General features: G+C 59.4%; 11 protein-coding genes. 3 read left to right on the top strand and 8 right to left on the bottom strand.

What is annotated here, in order from left to right; all coding sequences use genetic code 11:
* Positions 1–166 precede the first annotated feature (166 nt).
* The 4 genes from DHN60_RS01440 to DHN60_RS01425 all read right to left on the bottom strand — a co-directional run bounded on the left by DHN60_RS01440 (position 167) and on the right by DHN60_RS01425 (position 7,947).
* Positions 167–1,735 (bottom strand): ABC transporter substrate-binding protein, encoded by a 1,569-nt coding sequence (locus DHN60_RS01440; protein ID WP_108835475.1) that lies wholly within the window; start codon positions 1,733–1,735, stop codon positions 167–169.
* A 200-nt stretch (positions 1,736–1,935) separates the two neighbouring features.
* Entirely contained in the window at positions 1,936–3,513 is a 1,578-nt protein-coding gene (locus tag DHN60_RS01435) for an ABC transporter substrate-binding protein (RefSeq protein ID WP_108835474.1), read from the bottom strand.
* A 124-nt stretch (positions 3,514–3,637) separates the two neighbouring features.
* The gene (locus DHN60_RS01430) at positions 3,638–6,781 is read right to left on the bottom strand and encodes an efflux RND transporter permease subunit (protein WP_108835473.1); all 3,144 of its coding nucleotides are present in this window, start codon (positions 6,779–6,781) and stop codon (positions 3,638–3,640) included.
* Complete coding sequence (locus DHN60_RS01425) at positions 6,781–7,947, bottom strand: efflux RND transporter periplasmic adaptor subunit (RefSeq protein ID WP_108835472.1); 1,167 nt, start codon at positions 7,945–7,947, stop codon at positions 6,781–6,783. Before DHN60_RS01425 ends, DHN60_RS01430 begins: the two co-directional genes overlap by 1 nt.
* 82 nt (positions 7,948–8,029) lie before the next feature.
* On the opposite strand from DHN60_RS01425, the gene DHN60_RS01420 reads away from it, so the two are divergent.
* From DHN60_RS01420 to DHN60_RS01410, 3 genes are read left to right on the top strand one after another with little or no spacing between them, the layout of a single operon-like run.
* Positions 8,030–8,656 (top strand): TetR/AcrR family transcriptional regulator, encoded by a 627-nt coding sequence (locus DHN60_RS01420; RefSeq protein WP_108835471.1) that lies wholly within the window; start codon positions 8,030–8,032, stop codon positions 8,654–8,656.
* Between the two features lie 54 nt (positions 8,657–8,710).
* On the top strand, positions 8,711–8,950 hold the full coding sequence (locus tag DHN60_RS01415; protein ID WP_108835470.1) for a hypothetical protein: 240 nt from the start codon (positions 8,711–8,713) through the stop codon (positions 8,948–8,950).
* Complete coding sequence (locus tag DHN60_RS01410) at positions 8,947–9,912, top strand: D-2-hydroxyacid dehydrogenase family protein (protein WP_108835469.1); 966 nt, start codon at positions 8,947–8,949, stop codon at positions 9,910–9,912. The genes DHN60_RS01415 and DHN60_RS01410 overlap by 4 nt, the downstream gene beginning before the upstream one ends.
* Here DHN60_RS01410 and DHN60_RS01405 read toward each other — a convergent pair.
* The 4 genes from DHN60_RS01405 to DHN60_RS01390 form a co-directional block, all read right to left on the bottom strand.
* Entirely contained in the window at positions 9,893–10,918 is a 1,026-nt protein-coding gene (locus tag DHN60_RS01405) for an AbrB family transcriptional regulator (protein WP_108835468.1), read from the bottom strand. The genes DHN60_RS01410 and DHN60_RS01405 overlap by 20 nt on opposite strands.
* Entirely contained in the window at positions 10,915–11,550 is a 636-nt protein-coding gene (locus tag DHN60_RS01400; RefSeq protein WP_108835467.1) for a GntR family transcriptional regulator, read from the bottom strand. The genes DHN60_RS01405 and DHN60_RS01400 overlap by 4 nt, the downstream gene beginning before the upstream one ends.
* 77 nt (positions 11,551–11,627) lie before the next feature.
* A complete protein-coding gene (locus tag DHN60_RS01395) occupies positions 11,628–15,953 on the bottom strand; it encodes a translocation/assembly module TamB domain-containing protein (protein ID WP_108835466.1) in 4,326 nt (1,441 codons plus the stop codon).
* On the bottom strand, positions 15,953–17,746 hold the full coding sequence (locus DHN60_RS01390) for an autotransporter assembly complex family protein (protein WP_108835465.1): 1,794 nt from the start codon (positions 17,744–17,746) through the stop codon (positions 15,953–15,955). Before DHN60_RS01390 ends, DHN60_RS01395 begins: the two co-directional genes overlap by 1 nt.
* Positions 17,747–17,819: the final 73 nt, after the last annotated feature.

Genomic DNA, 17,819 nt, shown 5'->3' with positions numbered 1-17,819 from the left:
CTTTGCCTTCACAAACAACGTGGCGGATCAGGGTCGTGCAACGGCGTTGGCCAAACGAAAACAGGGGCGCCGATGGCGCCCCTGTTTCCTAATAATTTGTAAATGCGCCTCTGTAAGCCATTGATTTTGCTTAGGCGCGAATGTGTCCCATGCTGGGACACGTCCTTTAGTTGACGGTAACCCAGCGCAGGATAAAGAAGTTATCGGGCCGCTGTGTGAGGGCAACATTTGCCCCAGCGCCCCAGACCAAAGGCTGGACATACATAGGCACGTAAGCCACCTCATCCTGCAAGATTTTAGCCGTCTCATCGAGCATGGCCTGACGCTTGGTATCGTCAATTTCCGACTGGATCATAGGCAGCAATTCATCCACGCGGGCGTTCGAAAAACCGCCAAAGTTCCACGATCCCAGCTTCTTTTCTTCGTTGGGAGTAGAAGCGAGAAAGCGCACGGGATGCTCGGCATCAAAGGTGCCCGGCGACCAGCCAAGCAGGTACATGTCATAGTTGTCGGCGCGCAGTTCAGGCCAGTAATTCTGAACCGGCATCGCATCCAGAACCGCCGTGATCCCGACCTGAGCCAGCATCCCCGTGACCGCCTGACAGACCGCTTCATCATTCAGATAGCGATCGTTGGGGCACTTAAGGCCAAAGGAGAACCCGTCCCCATATCCGGCTTCTTCCAGCAAGGCGCGGGCCATGTCCGGATCAAATGCAGGCCGCTCGGCAAGGGCCGCGGAATAGCCACGCATCGCAGGGCTTACCAACTGGCTGGCCGGTTCCGCACTGCCCCGCATGATGGTCTGGAGGATGGCAGGCACGTTCACGGCGTGGGCGACAGCGCGGCGCACGCGGGCGTCCGCAAACGGGTTGGCGTCCGTGGTCTCGGCCGAATACTTCAGCGCGTCAGCTTCATGTGGAAAGCCCAGCATGATCACGCGCGCCTCAATGCCCTGAATAACCTGAACAGACGAATCCGCGCTCAACCGGGCTGCATCCTGAATGGGCACGGGGTTGATCAGGTCCACGTCTCCGGACAACAACGCGGCCACAGCCGTCGCCGGGTTCTGGATCGGCGTCAGTTCTGCGCGTGTGATGTTATGCTCTGCTTCATCCCACCAGCTCGCATGAGGTTCCAAAACCGTGCGCAGCCCCGGCTCGCGCGCTGTGACCATGAAGGCGCCCGTCCCGTTGGTATTGAGCGTGGCATAGTTGCCGTTTTCCTTGTCCGGCAGCGATGTGCCATTGGCCTCAGCCCATCCAGAATCCATGATCATCCAGTTGGCGATCGAGTCCGGGAAAATCGGGTTGGGGGCCGTTGTCATGATGTCGACGGTGTAGTCATCGACCTTGATCACATCCGAGACAGGCGCAAACCAGCTGCGGGTGTCGGAGGCTTCATTGCTGGCACGTTGGTAGGAAAAGATCACGTCGTCCGCATCAAAGGCTTCGCCGCCGTGGAAGGTGACGCCCTCGCGGAGCATGAACCGCCAACCTTCTCCTTCGCCAATCGGTTCCCATGCAGTCGCAAGAGCGGGCTCGATGGCCATGTCCTTGCCGCGCCGCACGAGGCCTTCATAGACGTTGTTGAGAAAGCCCAAAACAGGGGCGGAGTTCACCGCATGCGGATCCATCGTCTGAGGGTCCGTCGTTTCGGCCCATTTGAATTCTTCGGCCAGGCCCACATTGCCGATCAGCATTGCGGCCAGCGCCGTTCCGGTCAGTTTACGCATCATTTCTACCCCTCATTCGAGTCTGTGTATCGGGAGAGCCTATGCGACGAAGCCGTGCAATGGAAAGGGAGCGATTGCGTCATCAAGGGTATTCCCCTTGGGTGGGTCGGGTTGCCCAAAAGCAGGGCGCCCGGTCAAAAGCAAAACAGGCCCCGGCGGTTTGGTGCGCCGGGGCCTGCCATTTCTGTAGCTGAACGTGTGGATCAGTTCAGTTCAAGATACTTCATTTTGGGCGCATCGCCGGGATCGACAATCGTGCCCACATTCGACTTCATCCCCCAGTTCAGAACCTGGTGGTGCAAGGGGATATAGATCGCCTCGTCCTGTACCACTTCCCAGATCGCAGCGATGTCGGCATTGCGCGCTTCCAAATCGGTGTTGGATGCAAGACTGACGATCTTGGCGTTCAAGTCGTCGTTGGTGTAGCGTGTCGCGTTCCACGACCCGTATTTGTCGTCACGTCCGTGAACGAGGAAATTGAAGATGTACTCGGAGTCGTAAGTTGGAACGCCCCATCCAAGCATGTAGAAATCTGTTTCCAGATTGCTGAGCAGCGGGAAGTGCTGCGCCTTGGGCTTGGCGTCGAGGTTCACGGTCACGCCGATTTGCGCCAGCATACCGACAGACGCCTGGCAGATCGCTTCGTCGTTGATGTAGCGATCATTGGGGCAATCAAGCTGGATCGAGAAACCGTCGCCATACCCAGCTTCGGCCATCAGCGCCTTGGCGGCCTCCAAGTCGGTTGTTGACGAAGAATCCATCGCCTCATCCCAACCATTCACGAAAGGAGGTGCAATCATACCTGCGGGATCAGACTGGCCGCGCATGACCACGTGCTTGATCGCGTCGCGGTTGATGGCCATCGACATCGCCTTGCGCACGCGCACGTCTGCCAGCGGGTTGGCGCCTTCGACGTTGTCGTTTGCGAGGTCCGCATCGCCGACGTTCATCCCAAAGAAGATGACGCGGTTTTGCGGTGCTGTGCGCACGTCCAAACCATCGGTACCTGCGACCCGCTCAAGGTCTTGGACCGGGACGTCTTGGATGAAATCGACCTCGCCTGACAGCAACGCGGCAACGCGTGTGGCTGGGTTCTGGATTGGCGTGTATTCAATGGCCGTCACATCCAGCGGGAATTCACCTGCACCCCAATACCCGTCAAAGGCTTCAAGCACGGTTTTGACGTCTGGTTCGCGGCTGATCAGTTTGTAAGGACCGGTGCCGTTGGCGTTCTTGGCAGCGTATGTATCCTCGCCACCTTCATAGTCCTGTACTTTGGTGGCGCCGTTGGCCTCGGCCCAGTCCTTGTCCATGATGAACAGATTGGTGAGGTTGTTGGGCATGATGGGGTTCGGACCGTCGGTCACAATCTCGACTGTGTAGGGGCCAGCGGCACGGACTTCTTTGACGGATGCGAGCAGTTCCTTGTAGTCGCTGTCCGGCGTCATCGCGCGGTTCATCGAAAATACGACGTCTTCAGAATCGAAGGCCGCACCGTCATGGAAGGTGACACCTTCGCGCAATTTAAACACCCAGATGTTCGGATCGTCAGCCGAGGGACCCCATTCGGTGGCAAGAGCCGCCTCGATGGCGCCAGTGTGATCCCGGATGATCAGTGGCTCCATGATTTGGTGGGCCAGCGTGCTTGTCGGTCCTTCGTTCTGGGCATGCGGATCAAGTGTCAGCGCATCGCCCGCGCGTGCCCATTTCAGCGTGTCGGCGCTGACCAGCGCAGTGCTGGATAACAGTGCCGCGACAGACAGGAATGTTGTCAGTTTCATTTGGTACTCCCCATTTTACGTTATGGGGCAGAGTGTTCGCGACTTCGCAGCGCTTGGCAAGTCGGTTTGGGACCGGACACAACGCTTGCAATGACTTTTGCCGCCAAAACGGACAGCTGTGAACTTATTCTGCGGCCTGTTGGTGCGGCGGATAAAGGACAAAAGGCAGGTCATTCGGCAGGTCGATGATCAAGCCATCCTTTTTGGGTTTGGGTCGCCGATGGATCAGTGCAAACAGGGGGGGAGTAAAGTAAAAACTCACCACTGTGGACAGAAGGACACCCCCTGCCACGGACATCGCGAACGGCGGCCAAAAGCCTCCACCGGCAAGGATCAACGGCAAAAACCCTCCAAATGTGGTGATCGTGGTCGATACGATGTGTCGGCTTGATCCCATGACCACTGTCACCATGGCCGCGCGATCCCCGGCGGCAGCGTCTTCGTCTTGGGCAAGGCCCGACAGGATGATAATCGCCGCGTTGATCGACACGCCGATTGAGCCAATCACGCCAATGATGGCGTTGATCCCAAACGGGTATTGGAACACAGCCAGTGCCAACAGGCTAAGGCCCGCGCTGAGGCCTGACACCACAAGCACAACGGCTGTGAGGCGGAAGGAGTTAAACGTCAGTGCAATGGCCGCGATGGACAGAGTTACGATCAAACCCAGCGATGCAAGCAAGTCTGACAAGGTGTCTGCCCGCGCATCGCTGTCTCCGCCCAATTCGAGCCGCACGCCTTGAGGCAAAGAGAACCCGGCGGTGTCCAGGGCAGCTTGCACCTCGACCAAGGCTTCTTCAGGCAGAACATCACGCAGAATGAACGCTTGAACCGTATTTGCCCGCTCGCCGTTGCGCCGTGTGATGGTGCTGGCGGCAGGTTCTATGGCGACCTCTGAGATGGCAGAGAGGGGGAGGGCGGGCCAGCGGCCTTGGGCGGCGAGGGCCTGAGCGTCTGGGCGCAGAATGGGGAGATCGCGGATCGCCTGTACAGAACCGCGGGTCGAAGCTCCGAGGCGGACGCGTATGGGGAGTTCCTCATCCCCTTCAACCATAGACCCGCCGGTGATCCCTTCGAGCCCCGCCTGTAACTGGCCAGAGATTTGAGCAAGGTCGAGGCCAAGCACTTGTGCCTGCGCTTCATCCACAGTGATCGTTGCTTTCGGTGCGCCAGCACCAATGGTCGACCGGGTGATCAGCACGGGTTCAACCCCCGACAGAACCCGCCGGGCTTCGTTTCCGAGGGCGCGCAGTTCGGTCAGATCGTTGCCGACAAAGCGCAGTTCGACTGGCGCATTCACCGGCGGGCCCTGCACCAGACCACGCACCAAAATGTCGGCTTCTGACGCGACGGGGGCAAGGGTGCGCTGCAAATCACGCAAGATTATTTCGGTCGCTTCGGGCGAGGCTGTCGTGATCAGCGCATGGGCGTGACCTGGTGCATTTTCGCGCGCGCCGACGATGTTATAGTAGAAGGCCGGGGCCGAGCGGCCGACGACCCACATCACCTGCTCGATTGAGTCGACGGTCGCCAGCCTTTGATTGAGCCGCTCTACGACAGCTTGCGTGTCGTCGATCCCGGTGCCGGGGGCGAGGTCAACTTCAATGGTGAACTGGTCGCGATCCACGCCGGGAAAGAACTGCGCCGTCAGTGTGGGCATGGCGGCAAAACCGGTGATCGGAAGCACCAGCGCCAAAGCGATTGATCGCACCGGGTTGTTGACGGACCAGCGCAAGGACGCTGCAAATGTCCGACCAACTGCGCCTCCTTTCATTCCGCCGCGTGTGCCGTTGGCTGGCAGAAGGTGGCCTGCGATGGCTGGTGTCAACGTGACCGCCACAACAAAGGACCACCCAAGCATAATCACCACCGCAATGGCGATGGAGCCCACGAAGTCGCCCGCAGGCCCGGGCAACAGGATCAAAGGAGTAAAGGACAATGCCGTGGTGATGGTTGAGGCCAGCAGAGGTGCAAACAGTCGCTTGACTGAGCTGCCTGCGGCCTGCATTCGGCTCATGCCCTTCTGCAAGCGTTGGCCTACTTCGTCTGTCATCACGATGCCTGCGTCGACGAGGAGCCCAAGGGCGACGATCAGGCCCGTGACAGACATCTGGTGAATGGCCAGACCGATAAAGTTCATGGTGAATAGGGTCGCGAGCGTCACCACAGGCAGGATCAGTGCCACGATCATGGCCGAGCGCAAGCCGAGGGTCAGCAGCAGTACACCGACAACAAGACTGACACCGATGGCCATGTTGACCCCAACCTCAGTCAGGCGGTCAGCCGTATAGCGGCTTTGATCAAAGGTCAGGTCCAGTTGTGTACCAACAGGCATCTGCGCTTGGTAGGCGTCGATTTCATCGCGGACAAAGCCGGACCAGACGTCGACTTGCAGGCCGGGTTCCAACTTGGCGGCAACCAGCACGGCGGGCTTGCCGTTATAGATGGCCAATTCTGTGTGTGGCAGACGAGGCCCGCGCGTGATCTCGGCCACTTGGGAGAGGTAAGTAACCGCCCCGGTGTCTGAGCGGCGGATTACGATGTCGGCCAGACGGTCCAACGTTTCAACCTCGCCTGCGATGGACACCAGCAGGTCTGAACCCGATGGACGGACACGCCCGGCTGGCCCCTTGGCATCTCCACTGGCAATGGCGCGGCTAATGTCGCTGGCTGTCAGCCCAAGGGCTGCAGTGGCCGTAGGGTCAAGCGTGATCAGCACCTCGTCTTCCGGCGCGCCGAACAGCTCGACCAGTTCCGTGCCAGGGATGTTGCGCAGGTTTTGGGCAAAATCGCGGGCGTAGCGGCCAAGGATCGTGGTGGGCACGCCGGGCTCTGCCGACAAGGCGGCGATGGCGGCAAAGGCGCTGCCCCCTTCGGTGTCAAACTCCGGCTCGAAAGCATCCGTTGGAAGGGTGGGGGAGAGGGCGACAAGATCATCGCGGATTTCGGCCCAGACCTCCTCGATCCGAGTGTCAGCAACGGTGACACCCAGTTCGACAGAGATGATCGAGATACCAGTGGCCGACGTACTTTCGATCACGTCTACTTCGGCCACTTCACGCAGCACGTCTTCGATTGGTTGTGTGACCAGTGCCTCGACGCGGGCCGGGTCTGCCCCGGGGATCTGGGTTGTGACGGTGCCAAAAAGGTTGGTGATTGTCGGGTCTTCCTGCCGTCCGATGGCCAACAGCGACGCAAGGCCCGCCGCGATGATGACCAACAGGGCAAGTGCGACAATGCGGGGTTGGCGGAAGGTGAGGGTTTCCATTAGTCCGCCTCGGTCAGTTGCACCCGGTCTCCGGGAACAAGGCGATGTGTGCCATGGGGGACGATCAGCGCATCACCGGTCAGCGTCCCTCGCACATAAGCAGTGTCGCCTTCGATTTGCAGCACTTCGACGGCTGCTGCGCGTGCTGAGGCAAAACCGTCTGTTTCTGGTTCGAGCACCAGTATGGTCCAAAGGCCCCGCACACCGTCCTGAAGGGCGGACAATGGCACGGCATAGCCCAACTGCGTCAGCGAGGTCTGCACACTGAGTGTGCCAGCAGCGAGGTAAACAGGCGCGTCGGTTTCCACTTCGAACAAGGCGGTCCGGGTCCGTGTCTGGGCGTCCAGATCGGGCCGGAACCCAATGAAACGCGCAGCGTATTCCGATCCATCCAAGGTTATTTTCGCCGGATGATCAGCCAGCGTGCTGGCAAGTTTGGGGTCAATGCCAACCCGGAACAGTGGTGCTGCCGCCTGCCTGATATCCAGGACGGGGGCGCCCACAGACATGATGGCGCCGGGATCGACGTGGCGCGCGCCGATCGTGCCGTCAAAAGGGGCAGTGAGTTCGGTCTGGCTAAGCTGCACTTCGACTTGGGTGATGGCCGCGTCGACTTCGGCCATCTGCGCCTCAATCGCGGTGAGGGCGAGGGCCACGTTGTCCACGGCCTGATCTGAGGCAAATCCACGATTGCGCAATTCGGTTTGGCGCTGTGTCGTGCGGCGGGAGAGTTCCGCTTGTGCCTCGAGCCTGTCACGGGACGCCACCAGACGGGACCTTTCGGTCATCAGAATGCGCGTGTCGAGTTTCGCGATGACGTCCCCAGCCTCGACGCGGTCACCTTCGTCCACTGTCAGGACGTTGAGGCGACCGCCCTGCTCGAACCCAAGGGAGACGGTTTGGGCCGCTTCGATCTGACCATAGAAGTGGCGTGTCACAGGCATCTGATCTGTGGGCGAGATGCGCAATGCCTCAACCGTGGTTGTTGGCGCGGGGGCAGGCGCGTCGACGGCCGACGCCCGCGTGGCAAGGGTCGCGCTGGCCAGCGAAACCGCGCCAGTTGCAAGAGCGATCACCGACACCGTTCCTGTGAGCGTTGCAAAACCGCGCAACGCACGCTTCCAAAGGGGCGCTTTGCGTGTATCCTCGGGGCGTCTTTGGGTCATGGTGTCATTCCTTGACTCGAAGTGAGTGGCGCTTACTTGCTGTTCTAAGGCATATGTAATAGCCACTTACTTTGGCAAGGGCATGAGGCAAAAAAAGTTGGAGCAGGACGTGGAGACTATCCCCCGCACGCAGTATCACCACGGTGATTTACGCGCGCATCTTATTGAAACCGTTCGCATTCTTGTCGAAGAGAAGGGCGCGGATGGTTTTTCCATATCCGAGGCGGCGCGCCGAGCGGGCGTCAGTTCTGCGGCACCTTACAAGCATTTTTCGGACCGTGGAGAGATCGTGCGCGCCGTCGCATTGGCGGGAATCGACCGGATGCGGGACCAGATGGATGCCGCGGCAAAAGCAGCAACTGGTGATCCTCTCGCCCCGATCATGGCGCTGGGTTTGTGTTACGCCAACTTTGCTCGCACCGAACCGGGCGTGTTCCGCCTGATGTTCGGCCTGACAAAGGATCACGACGAAGATCCCGAGTTGCAGGCTCACGGTGAGGCGTGCTTTGACGTGGTAAAGCGAGAGGTGCGCACCTTTCTGGGCGAAGGGCCCCCGGATCAGGAGATCGAGCGACGTTCTTACATGCTCCATATGTTTGTACATGGCCATGCGTTTCTGGAGATTGATGGTAAGAACCACCTGGATATGAGTGCGGGGCAGGAGGCCCTTTTGATGGCGGACCTAGCGCGGCGGATTATGCAGGATTGAATAAGGCCGAATTTTGGTATACTGTAGTATACAATTCAGCGGAGAGTATCAAAAATGAAAGACAGCTACACCGACTGTTTGATCGTTGCGCGGTCGGAACTGGCGACAGCGCAACGCCTTTTGGCCGCTGAAATCAGCGCCTATCCAACGCCCATCTCGGGATGCGACGCGCAGTTCAATCACCTGTTGGCTGAAAGGGTGCGTATTGCGGATGCCCTGTCTCAATTGAACGCATCCGTCTTTGTGCCCACGCCGCGCATGCCCACTCCTGCGGATCGGATGGAAAGCCGGTGAAGGTTCATATTCTGGATGATTGGTTCGACACGCTGCGTGGCTTACCTTGTTTTACTAAACTAGATGGACATGATGTCACCGTTTGGACGGATCACGAACCTGACCCTACCAAGCTCGCTCAACGGGTGGCGGATGCTGAGTGTTTGGTTCTGTTTCGAGAGCGCACCAAGATTGGGGCGGACCTGCTAGACCGGCTCGACGCGTTGAAGTTGATCAGTCAGCGCAGCGTCTATCCCCATGTTGACGTTCCAGCCTGCACTACCAATGGTGTTTTGTTGTGTTCAAACATGCACGCGGGCGCCCCTTCGTATGCCGCCGCCGAGATGACACTGGCGCTGATGCTGGGTCATTACCGTCAGATCCCGCAGCAGGCAGCGTCCTTAAAGGCTGGGCAGTGGCAGATGGGTGTGGGGCGGACATTGCGGGGACGCACCCTTGGACTTTATGGCTATGGCCGGATTGCGGGGGCTGTGGCGAGCTATGCCAAGGCTATTGGGATGAATGTCCAATGGTGGGCCTCGCCAGCAGGTCGCGCGCGTGCTGTTGCGGATGGAGAGACTGTGGCAGAGAGCCGCGAAGCGTTTTTCGCGACCTCCGATATTGTCAGCCTTCATGTGCGACTGAAGCCGGACACACGGGGGCTGATCACTGCTGATGATCTGGCCGCGATGCAACCCCGCAGTCTGCTTGTGAACACCTCTCGTTCCGGCCTGATCGGCCCCGGTGTGCTAGAGGCCGAGATTGAACGGGGCCGTATTTATGCGGCTGTCGATGTTTTTGACAACGAGCCGGTGGTCGATACGGATAGCATTCTGGCGACCCACCCCAATGTTCTGGCCACCCCGCATATCGGGTTTGTGACCGAAGATGAGTTCGAGATGCAGTTTTCGGACATCTTTGATCAGATCAATGCCTATGCCGCGGGCGCGCCGATTCACATGATCAATCCTGAGGTCTTTTGAACATTCGCGCAAAGAGCGGTGCGCCAAGGATCACAACGAAAATGCGTAAGACGTGGTGAGCGATGACGAAGGCCACGTCGGCCCCCACGATCAGGGCTAGGATCGTAAGCTCGGCCTGACCGCCGGGCGCAAAGGCCAACAGGGCGTCCATTCCGCCAGCCAGATCCATCAAGTAGATCCCTTCGACAAAGATGAGGGTCAGAACGATCAGGATGCCGCAAAAGCCTAAGCCTGCTGTCAGATCGCGGCGCACTTCTTGCATGGTGATTCCGGTATATTTCATCCCAACGCCCATCCCGATAAAGAACTGTGCGGCCCAGATCGCCTCGACCGGCGGGCGGTGGTGCAAAAGCCCGGTGAGGGCACAAACGGCGGCCACAATCAACGGCCCAAGGATTGAGGCCCCGAACATGCCGATCCGCTTGGCGCCTTGCCAGCCGATCAGCGCGCAGGCGACCATCAACAGCAATTGCCCGGGTGGCACGCTTCTCGCGGGCGCACCGGGCGGGTTGCTAAGGTCCGCGCCCCACACCCCTTGCAGCAGGAACGGCAGTGCCACGACGATCACCAGCACCCGAGTGGCATGGATCAGCGACAGGGCGCGCGGGTTGCCGCCGGCTTCTTCTCCGAACACGAGCATATCCTGAAGACCACCGGGCATGGTCGAGTAGTAGCTGGTCGCAAAGTCATAGCCCCAGAGACGCTGAAAATAGGGCACTCCGATCAACCCGATCAGCAATACCATGACCGGGATCAACACAAGCGTTGGCCACATCTGAACCATTGAGGCCAGAACGAGCGGTGTGAACGTGGCCCCAACAGCGAGGCCAAGGATGGTCCGCATCCCCTCGTTGAGCGGTTTGATCCCGTTCATTCTGACACCAGAGAGCGCCGCGATCAGGCAGGCCGCAATCGGCCCAAGCAGCCAGGGAAGAGGCAGGGCGGCGGCGTGAAACACCGCAACTCCAATGGCTGCAATGGCAAAGGTCAGTGCGGTGCTTTTCACCGGGCCAGCACCTTGAGACGGTGGACCAGAGACGTTTGCAGATGTGTTTCTGCTGCTACGCCTGCACCCGTCACGTCACCTGCAGCGATGGCGTCAAGGATCGCAGAATGCTGTGTGCTGACCTCGGCAATGCGCGCGGGATCGTCAAGCGTGGTCGGCCCGAGCAGCATCAGAGCATTGTTGAGCGCGCGGGCAGCGTCCAACAGGAAACGGTTCCGGGTGGCAAGGTAAATACCACGGTGAAAGTCCTGATTGAGAGCGGCAGCCTCAGCCGGATCACTAGAGGCAATTTTTTCATTGAGGTCGCGCAGAGCGGCGACTTCTGCGGGGCTTGCATGCTTGGCTGCCATCTCGGCGGCGGTGCGTTCCAGAACGCTTCGCATTTCGTAAAGTTCGACCAACTCGCCGTGGCTTAGTTGGCGAATGATGGCCCCAAGGCGCGGGCGGTGTTCGACGATCCCGTCCGCTTCAAGTCGGCGCAGGGCTTCGCGCACTGGTGTGCGGGACAGGTTCAGCCGGCTGGCGACGTCCGTTTCCCGCAATCGGTCACCGGGGGCGAACCCTCCGTTGCGAATTGCGGCAAGCAGTTTGGCATAGGCGGTTTCGCCCTGGCTCATATCAGGAGTGGTCATGGCAGGCTCTCATATTTGTATCCGCTTGGATACATGGGCACACTAGAACTCTGGGCGCGCACTGTCAAAGCGCGTGCTCAATAATCCTTTTCGATAAAGAGCCCGAGGCTTGTGTTGCTGTCTGACGCCACGCTGCCACGCACTGTCAGGCTGTCGCTTAGATCAATGTTGATGGACAATTCGGCCCCATCTTGGCCACCGACCGTTACGTCGGTGTAAACGTTGTCTGACAAGTACTTGCCCGCCCGCAAGGCGGAACTCCCATCTTCGTTTGTTGTGATATCCAGATCATCAAGGCCAATGGATCCGCGCAGTTGCGATACAAGCCCTTCGCCGCCTACTCCAGCAAGATTGGCAACGGCACTGGCCAGTTGTAGCGCTTGGAACGCAGAAAGTTGCGAGATGTCGCGCCCGAAAATGACCTGAGCCAGAACCTGATCCTGCGGAGCCTCGGGGCTGGATTCAAATGACACTTCTATGTCTTCCAGCGGGCCTTCGACAATGATGCTGGCGGTGCCTGTATCAGTTGTCGTCTCTGCTACCAGCCGTAAAAACGGCTCGAACCGCCCCTCCAATTCTACGCGCCCCTCAGTCAGATCAAACCGCCTGTTGAGGACGTCGATCCGTCCCCTGATCAAATCGATTTGCCCTATCGAGATCACGTCCGCAGAGCTGCCGGAGATCTGTAAATCTCCGCCGAGTTCCGCGTTGATCCCGCGCCCACGTACGAAGACCTTCGATGGCAAATTGATTTTTACATCAAGCGGGTATGCGATGGAACTGCCGCCTCCACTTGCGTCGTTGTCGCTGTCTTGTGTCACCAGACCGGCCCGCTCGCGCGTGCGCAGTTGGGGCCGGGTTTCGCCGATATGTGTGATGTCCGGGATCGCTCCGAGGGTGGACACAGTGCTGTTTGGGACGCGCACTGTCGTTTCCCCGACATCGATTGTGCCCGCAATCTGTGCACCGCCCAAAAGCGGGCCGTTGACGGATATCCCGCCGTTGAGCAGGCTCGTATAGTTCACGTTGTCCGTCACGACGACACTGTTCAGTCCGACCTCCAGTTGCGCCGGAAACGCCCCGTCCAAAGTGATCGGTCCGTTCACGCCGATTGACCCGCCCTCTCTCACCTGTGCGGTCACCCCCAGGTTCGCTTGTTCGCCCGATAGGTCAACAGAGGCGGTGATGTCTGAAAAGGAGAGTGGCAAACTGGGGTCGGCAAATTGTGTTCCGGAAGTGCTGATCCGGCCCCGCACTGAAGACGGCGCCGCAGGGCCATCAACGGTAAGATCAAAGTCCACAGTCCCCGAAACAGAGCGGGGTGCAATGAAGGTATTCACCAACCCCAACTGTGCCTGTCCTTTGGCATCAAGTTCGAGTTCCCCAGAACTCCCAACCAGCCCTTGAACCTGCGCGGTGGTGCCTCTGGGTCCTTCAAGAGTGGCATCGACGTCAAAACCGCGCGCGACCTGCGTGGCCGTTCCGGAGAGAGCAGCGGCCCCGGAGAACCCCGACAACAGTGCGCCCACATCTGGCACCTGAACCTCATAGCGCGCCGCAGCCCCATCATTACTGTAGGTGCCGTCGATGTTCGCGGTGCTTGAGTATGGGCCGTTTATGTCCGTTTCAACGGTCCAACCCTGATCGACTTGCGCCACTGTGCCTGCCACGTTTAGTGGCCCCGAAACACCGGGAGCAAGAGGGGCCACGTTTGGCATTGCCAGTTCGAAGTCGGTCGCCAGTCGCTCTGATTTGTAGGTGCCGGTAACATTGCCGCTGCTGTCAAATGGCCCCGTCAGATCGGTGGCAAAGGCCCAACCGTCATCTTGCTGCTGCACGTTTCCATCCAGAGTCGCAGCGCCGTTGATGCCGGGGGCGAGTGCAGACACATCTGGCAGACGAGCTGCATAATCTGCGCTGAGGATGCCGGACAGGAGTGCCCCTGTCGCATTGACCTGAGCGTCATAGGGGCCGGACAGGTCCGTTACGAATTCCCAACCCGTCGGCACTTGTTGCACTTCTCCGTTCACGTCGAGCGCGCCGGTGACGCCGGGGGCGAGTGTCGATACGTCCGGCACATTGGCAGAGTATTTGGCGTTTAGGATGCCGGCGAGCAGCGCTCCCGTTGCATTTACGGTAGCATCATAGGGGCCAGACAGGTTCGTGGCGAACTCGTAGCCGTCTGGTACCTGCTGTACCTCACCGTTCAGATTGAGTGCTCCGGGAATGCCGGGTGCAAACGGATCAAGCGAAGGTAGGAAGCCCGAATAGTTTGCATTGAGAATGCCATCGGCAAAACGCCCGGAGGCCGTCACTGCACTGTCAAAGGGTCCGTCTATTTCGGTGTCAAAGTCCCACGCCCCGTTGCGCTGTTGTGCGCTGGCAGCGAACTGCGCCCCACCTTCCAGTTGCGGCACAAGTGGTTTCAGGTCGGGCACGCCCGCGTCGAGGTCGATATCGATCTGGGCGCCCTCAATCCGCGCATCCAACGTGGCTGATGCATCTAGTGGCCCGGCCAGCGTCGCCCCAACATCCCAAGCCTTACCGGTCTGCCGTGCCGTGCCTTCGACGCTGAGTGGACCTTCGAGAGTATCCACAACCCGTCCCGCATCGTCGAGGCGGAAAGCATAGCGGGCCTCAGAAGCGCCGGTCTGCAAATTGGCGGAGACGTCGGCAGAGAGAGCGGGGTTGTTGAGAGTCAGGCGATCCAGAAAAGTCCCGGTTGAATCGCGTCGCGCGGCCAGGTTGACCGCAGTTTGACCGGCCAGCACCGCGTCGGCCTGCGGGATGCCGAGCGCGAGGTCTTGGGTGGTGCCAGTGATCGCGACGTCAAAAAAGCCGCCCAATGCCGCGTTGCCCGTCACACCGATCTGCCCGGCGCCGGTCAGCTCGACACCTGCGAGCGCGGCAAAGGCCGACAAGTCAGGGGTGTCCAGTTTCAGATCAAAAGCGGTGGAAAAGTCTTCGCTCAGCCTTTTTACTGTTGTGGACCCGCTCGCTTGCCATGCCGCACCGGTCAAGGACAGATTGGTCAGCTGCAAAGGGGCGTCATCGGCATATTGCACATCCAACCCACCGCGCACGATTTTGCCAATAGCCTGCGTCAGCGCGGGGTCGGTAAATCCGAGGCCGGATGCGGCCAGATCGATGCGGGTAGCGAGCGACCCGATGGCATCCACGTCGCCCGACAGGGTGCCGTCCAGATCAAGCGTGAGTGCTACGGCGGTCAATTCTGCCCGGTCCAGACCCGCGATGGAGATTTGCGCGGTCAGCGCGTCGCTGTCGTTGGTATCAAAGGTAACGGCCAAGTCAGCGCTGTTGATGCGTGTTTCAGCTCCACTTGCTCCGGGCAGCAGGATCGGTGTACCGCTGGGGTCCGCGATTTGTCCCTTAACGTCCAGCAGTATGGGCCAGCGATCGCTGTTCAGCGCAACCTGACCGCTCAGTTCCAGTGCGCGGGCTTGCAGGTCAAACTGGCTGAGCGTGAGCGCGCCGTCGCTGTCTTGATTGCCTTGTGCACTCAGGGAAACATCGGGACCAAAGAAGGCAGCGTACTGCGGCAAGAACAGGGCTGTGACGTCGCCGCCAAGGTCCACTTCAAAGTCCATTGGCCCGTCTTCTTCGCTTTGCAGGGCCAGTGTCCCTGCAAGCCGCGGCGTATCGTCGGTGCGCAAATCCAGTGTGCCAGCGAAGTCACTGAGTGCACCATTTCCTTCGATGTTCAAATCCACGCTTGGCCGACCGGGCAGGTTCATCAGCCCAGACAAAAGCCCATTCGCGTCCTCTGTGACCTCAAGATCAAGCGCCAGATCGCGGGTCTTGTTGGCATAGGACGCATCAATGCTGATTGTGCTGCGCGGCCCGTCTGAGCGTTGCGCGCGCAAAGAGACATCCCCCGCACCGTCCGCAAGCGTGGCACTGCCACTGAGAGACAGCGTTGCCGCTTCGCCCAGCACAGGGGCACCTAGTTCCACGGCACCAATGTCCAGTTTTTCAAGCAGGATTGAGGCTGGCAGGTCAGGCAGAGCAAAGGGAGTGGCCTCTGCATCCGGGACTTCGACCCCCGGCTGCGCGACGGGCGTGCGGGGCAACTGTATGCGTGTCGCGCGCAATTCTTGCACGTCGATGATACCGCGCAACAGGGCGCTGCGCTTCCATGTCAGTGCGACATCGTCGATCGTGAGCCAGATACCTTCATCATCAGCGATGGTGATCTGCTCGATGCTTGCGGTGCTGGACAACGCTCCGGCAAAGCCGATGATCTGCACAGTGCGCCCGTCGCCCCCCAATGCGCTTTCAAGCAGTCCTGCGATAAAGCCGCGGTCTTCGTCGTCCTCGGACTCTTGCGCAATCGCAGCGAGAGGCCAGAACACAAAGGCAATGAGGATCAGAAGGTAACGCATCAAAAGGCCTGCCCAATCCCGATGTAGACTTCGACCCCTGAGTTGTCGCCGGGTCCTGATCCCGGAACCGCCAGATCAAATCGGATGGGACCAATGGGAGTGTTGTAGCGCACACCTGCTCCGTAGCCCGTGTGCCATTCGCCCGACCCGTCGTAAAAAGACTCTTCGCCCACATATCCGGCGTCATAAAAGCCGACGACAGAAAGGTTTGCGCCCGTTTGGACGCGGACCTCACCAGAGAGGCCCACATAAGATTTGCCGCCGATAATAACGCCGGGGCTGAGTTCGACGCCGAGCGATTTGTACTCCTGCCCGCGAACCGAGTCTGATCCACCCGAGAAGAATAGGAAGTCGGCAGGCGCCAATGTGATGTCGGGCCCTGCGACGGAGCCTAAAACGCCCCGTACTGCAAGAGTGACCTTTTCGCCGACTTTCCGGTAGGTGCGCAAATCAACCGTGGTCACAATGCCATTTTCCGTTCCGCTGATGTCAAAGAACGGGGTCAGTCCGACTTTGGCATAGTATCCGGACGTCGCATTCAATGAATCATCACGATGATCAAAGGTGGCGCTCAGTGGAACGGTGAAGATGGTATAGTTGCGTTCGCCCAGATCGTCCCGGGTCAGTGAACGCCGGAAACCAATACCATAGCTGTATTGTCTTTGGTCGCTGGCGAAATAGACCCCACCGACCTCGAGGCGGGCCGTGCGTGAGAAGAGGTTTGGATCGTCTACTTGTTCGATCTCGGCCAACGCAAAGGCTTCAAGATCAGTTCGGAACGTTGCAGGGCGTGACAGCAGAGCGGTCAAGCGATAATCCTCACCCCCGGTTTGTCCACCAGCGCCCGAGATTTCGCCGTCGATTTGCAACCGTTCGGCGCCGCCAAAAATGTTGCGATGAAGCCAGAGTGCGCTGACGCTGACACCGTCCAGCGTGCTGAATTCGGCCCCGAAACTGTAGCGCCGCGGAAGTTGGTCTGAAACGGTCGCCGTGACGTCTAAAGTACCATCAGCGTTGGGTTCTTCGGCTTCAGTCAGTGTGACGGCGGCAAAGGTCCCGGTGCGGCGCATCCGGGTTCTGACATCATCAATGTGGTCAGGGTCAAAGACCTCGCCACTTTCCCAGCCCATGATTTCGCGGATGCGTTTTTCGCGCACCGCGCTTTCGCTTTGCAAGATTAGTTCCCCGAACCGCAGTCGGGGACCGGGATCGATGGTGACTGCAGCGCTCAGTGTCTTATCCGGGTGGCGTGCTGTGATTTTCTGATCTGACACAGCCGCCTTGGCATGTCCGGCATGTCGCCAGCCATCAATCTGGGCGGCGGTCCCGGCGCGCAGAGTCGACACACGCGCCGTGTCGCCCGGCATCAGGCCAAGCACAGGTTCAGATGTTGGGGCCTCTGGCGTAATGGTGACGTTGCCAAAAGTGAACACAGCACCCGGCTCTACCGTAATTACAACCCGTGGAATGGTCGGTGGCGCGGCCACTGCAGACAGGGACGACACCTCGCGCCCATCCACCTGAATGCTGATCGTGGGGGCAAAATACCCTTTCTCATAAAGAACGCCGATCAAGCGGCTGTAGTCAGCCTGCGCTGCGCTCAGCACTTCGATACCGCTTGCGGGCTCGCCCGTGTCGGTACCGCCCACAAGGGCCGCCGCAAGCGAGCCGATTCGTAAATCATCGGCCACTTCGTCAGGAGCGTTGATTGTCACTTCAAGCGCGAACGCAGTGGATGCGGCGCCAGTTGCGATCACAACGCAAACAAGAGCACTTCGGATTGTTCCGAACATAAAACAACACCTCACCGCACTATCTTGGGCGGCTTTGTCCTATGAATGCCAAATGTGCGCCTTGGGCACCAGT

It is taken from the genome of Tateyamaria sp. Alg231-49 (assembly GCF_900143535.1).
Classification (GTDB): Bacteria; Pseudomonadota; Alphaproteobacteria; order Rhodobacterales; family Rhodobacteraceae; genus Tateyamaria.
The sequence above is the reverse complement of the archived record's forward strand: the minus strand, read 5'-3'. Positions and strand labels throughout refer to the sequence as shown.

Excerpts from the sequence above, each read along its gene's own strand:
- DHN60_RS01420 (WP_108835471.1), top strand. The coding sequence starts at position 8,030 with ATGAGGCAAAAAAAGTTGGAGCAGGACGTGGAGACTATCCCCCGCACG.
- DHN60_RS01430 (WP_108835473.1), bottom strand. The coding sequence starts at position 6,781 with ATGGAAACCCTCACCTTCCGCCAACCCCGCATTGTCGCACTTGCCCTG.
- DHN60_RS01395 (WP_108835466.1), bottom strand. The coding sequence starts at position 15,953 with ATGCGTTACCTTCTGATCCTCATTGCCTTTGTGTTCTGGCCTCTCGCT.
- DHN60_RS01440 (WP_108835475.1), bottom strand. The coding sequence starts at position 1,735 with ATGATGCGTAAACTGACCGGAACGGCGCTGGCCGCAATGCTGATCGGC.
- DHN60_RS01415 (WP_108835470.1), top strand. The coding sequence starts at position 8,711 with ATGAAAGACAGCTACACCGACTGTTTGATCGTTGCGCGGTCGGAACTG.
- DHN60_RS01435 (WP_108835474.1), bottom strand. The coding sequence starts at position 3,513 with ATGAAACTGACAACATTCCTGTCTGTCGCGGCACTGTTATCCAGCACT.
- DHN60_RS01390 (WP_108835465.1), bottom strand. The coding sequence starts at position 17,746 with ATGTTCGGAACAATCCGAAGTGCTCTTGTTTGCGTTGTGATCGCAACT.
- DHN60_RS01425 (WP_108835472.1), bottom strand. The coding sequence starts at position 7,947 with ATGACCCAAAGACGCCCCGAGGATACACGCAAAGCGCCCCTTTGGAAG.
- DHN60_RS01400 (WP_108835467.1), bottom strand. The coding sequence starts at position 11,550 with ATGACCACTCCTGATATGAGCCAGGGCGAAACCGCCTATGCCAAACTG.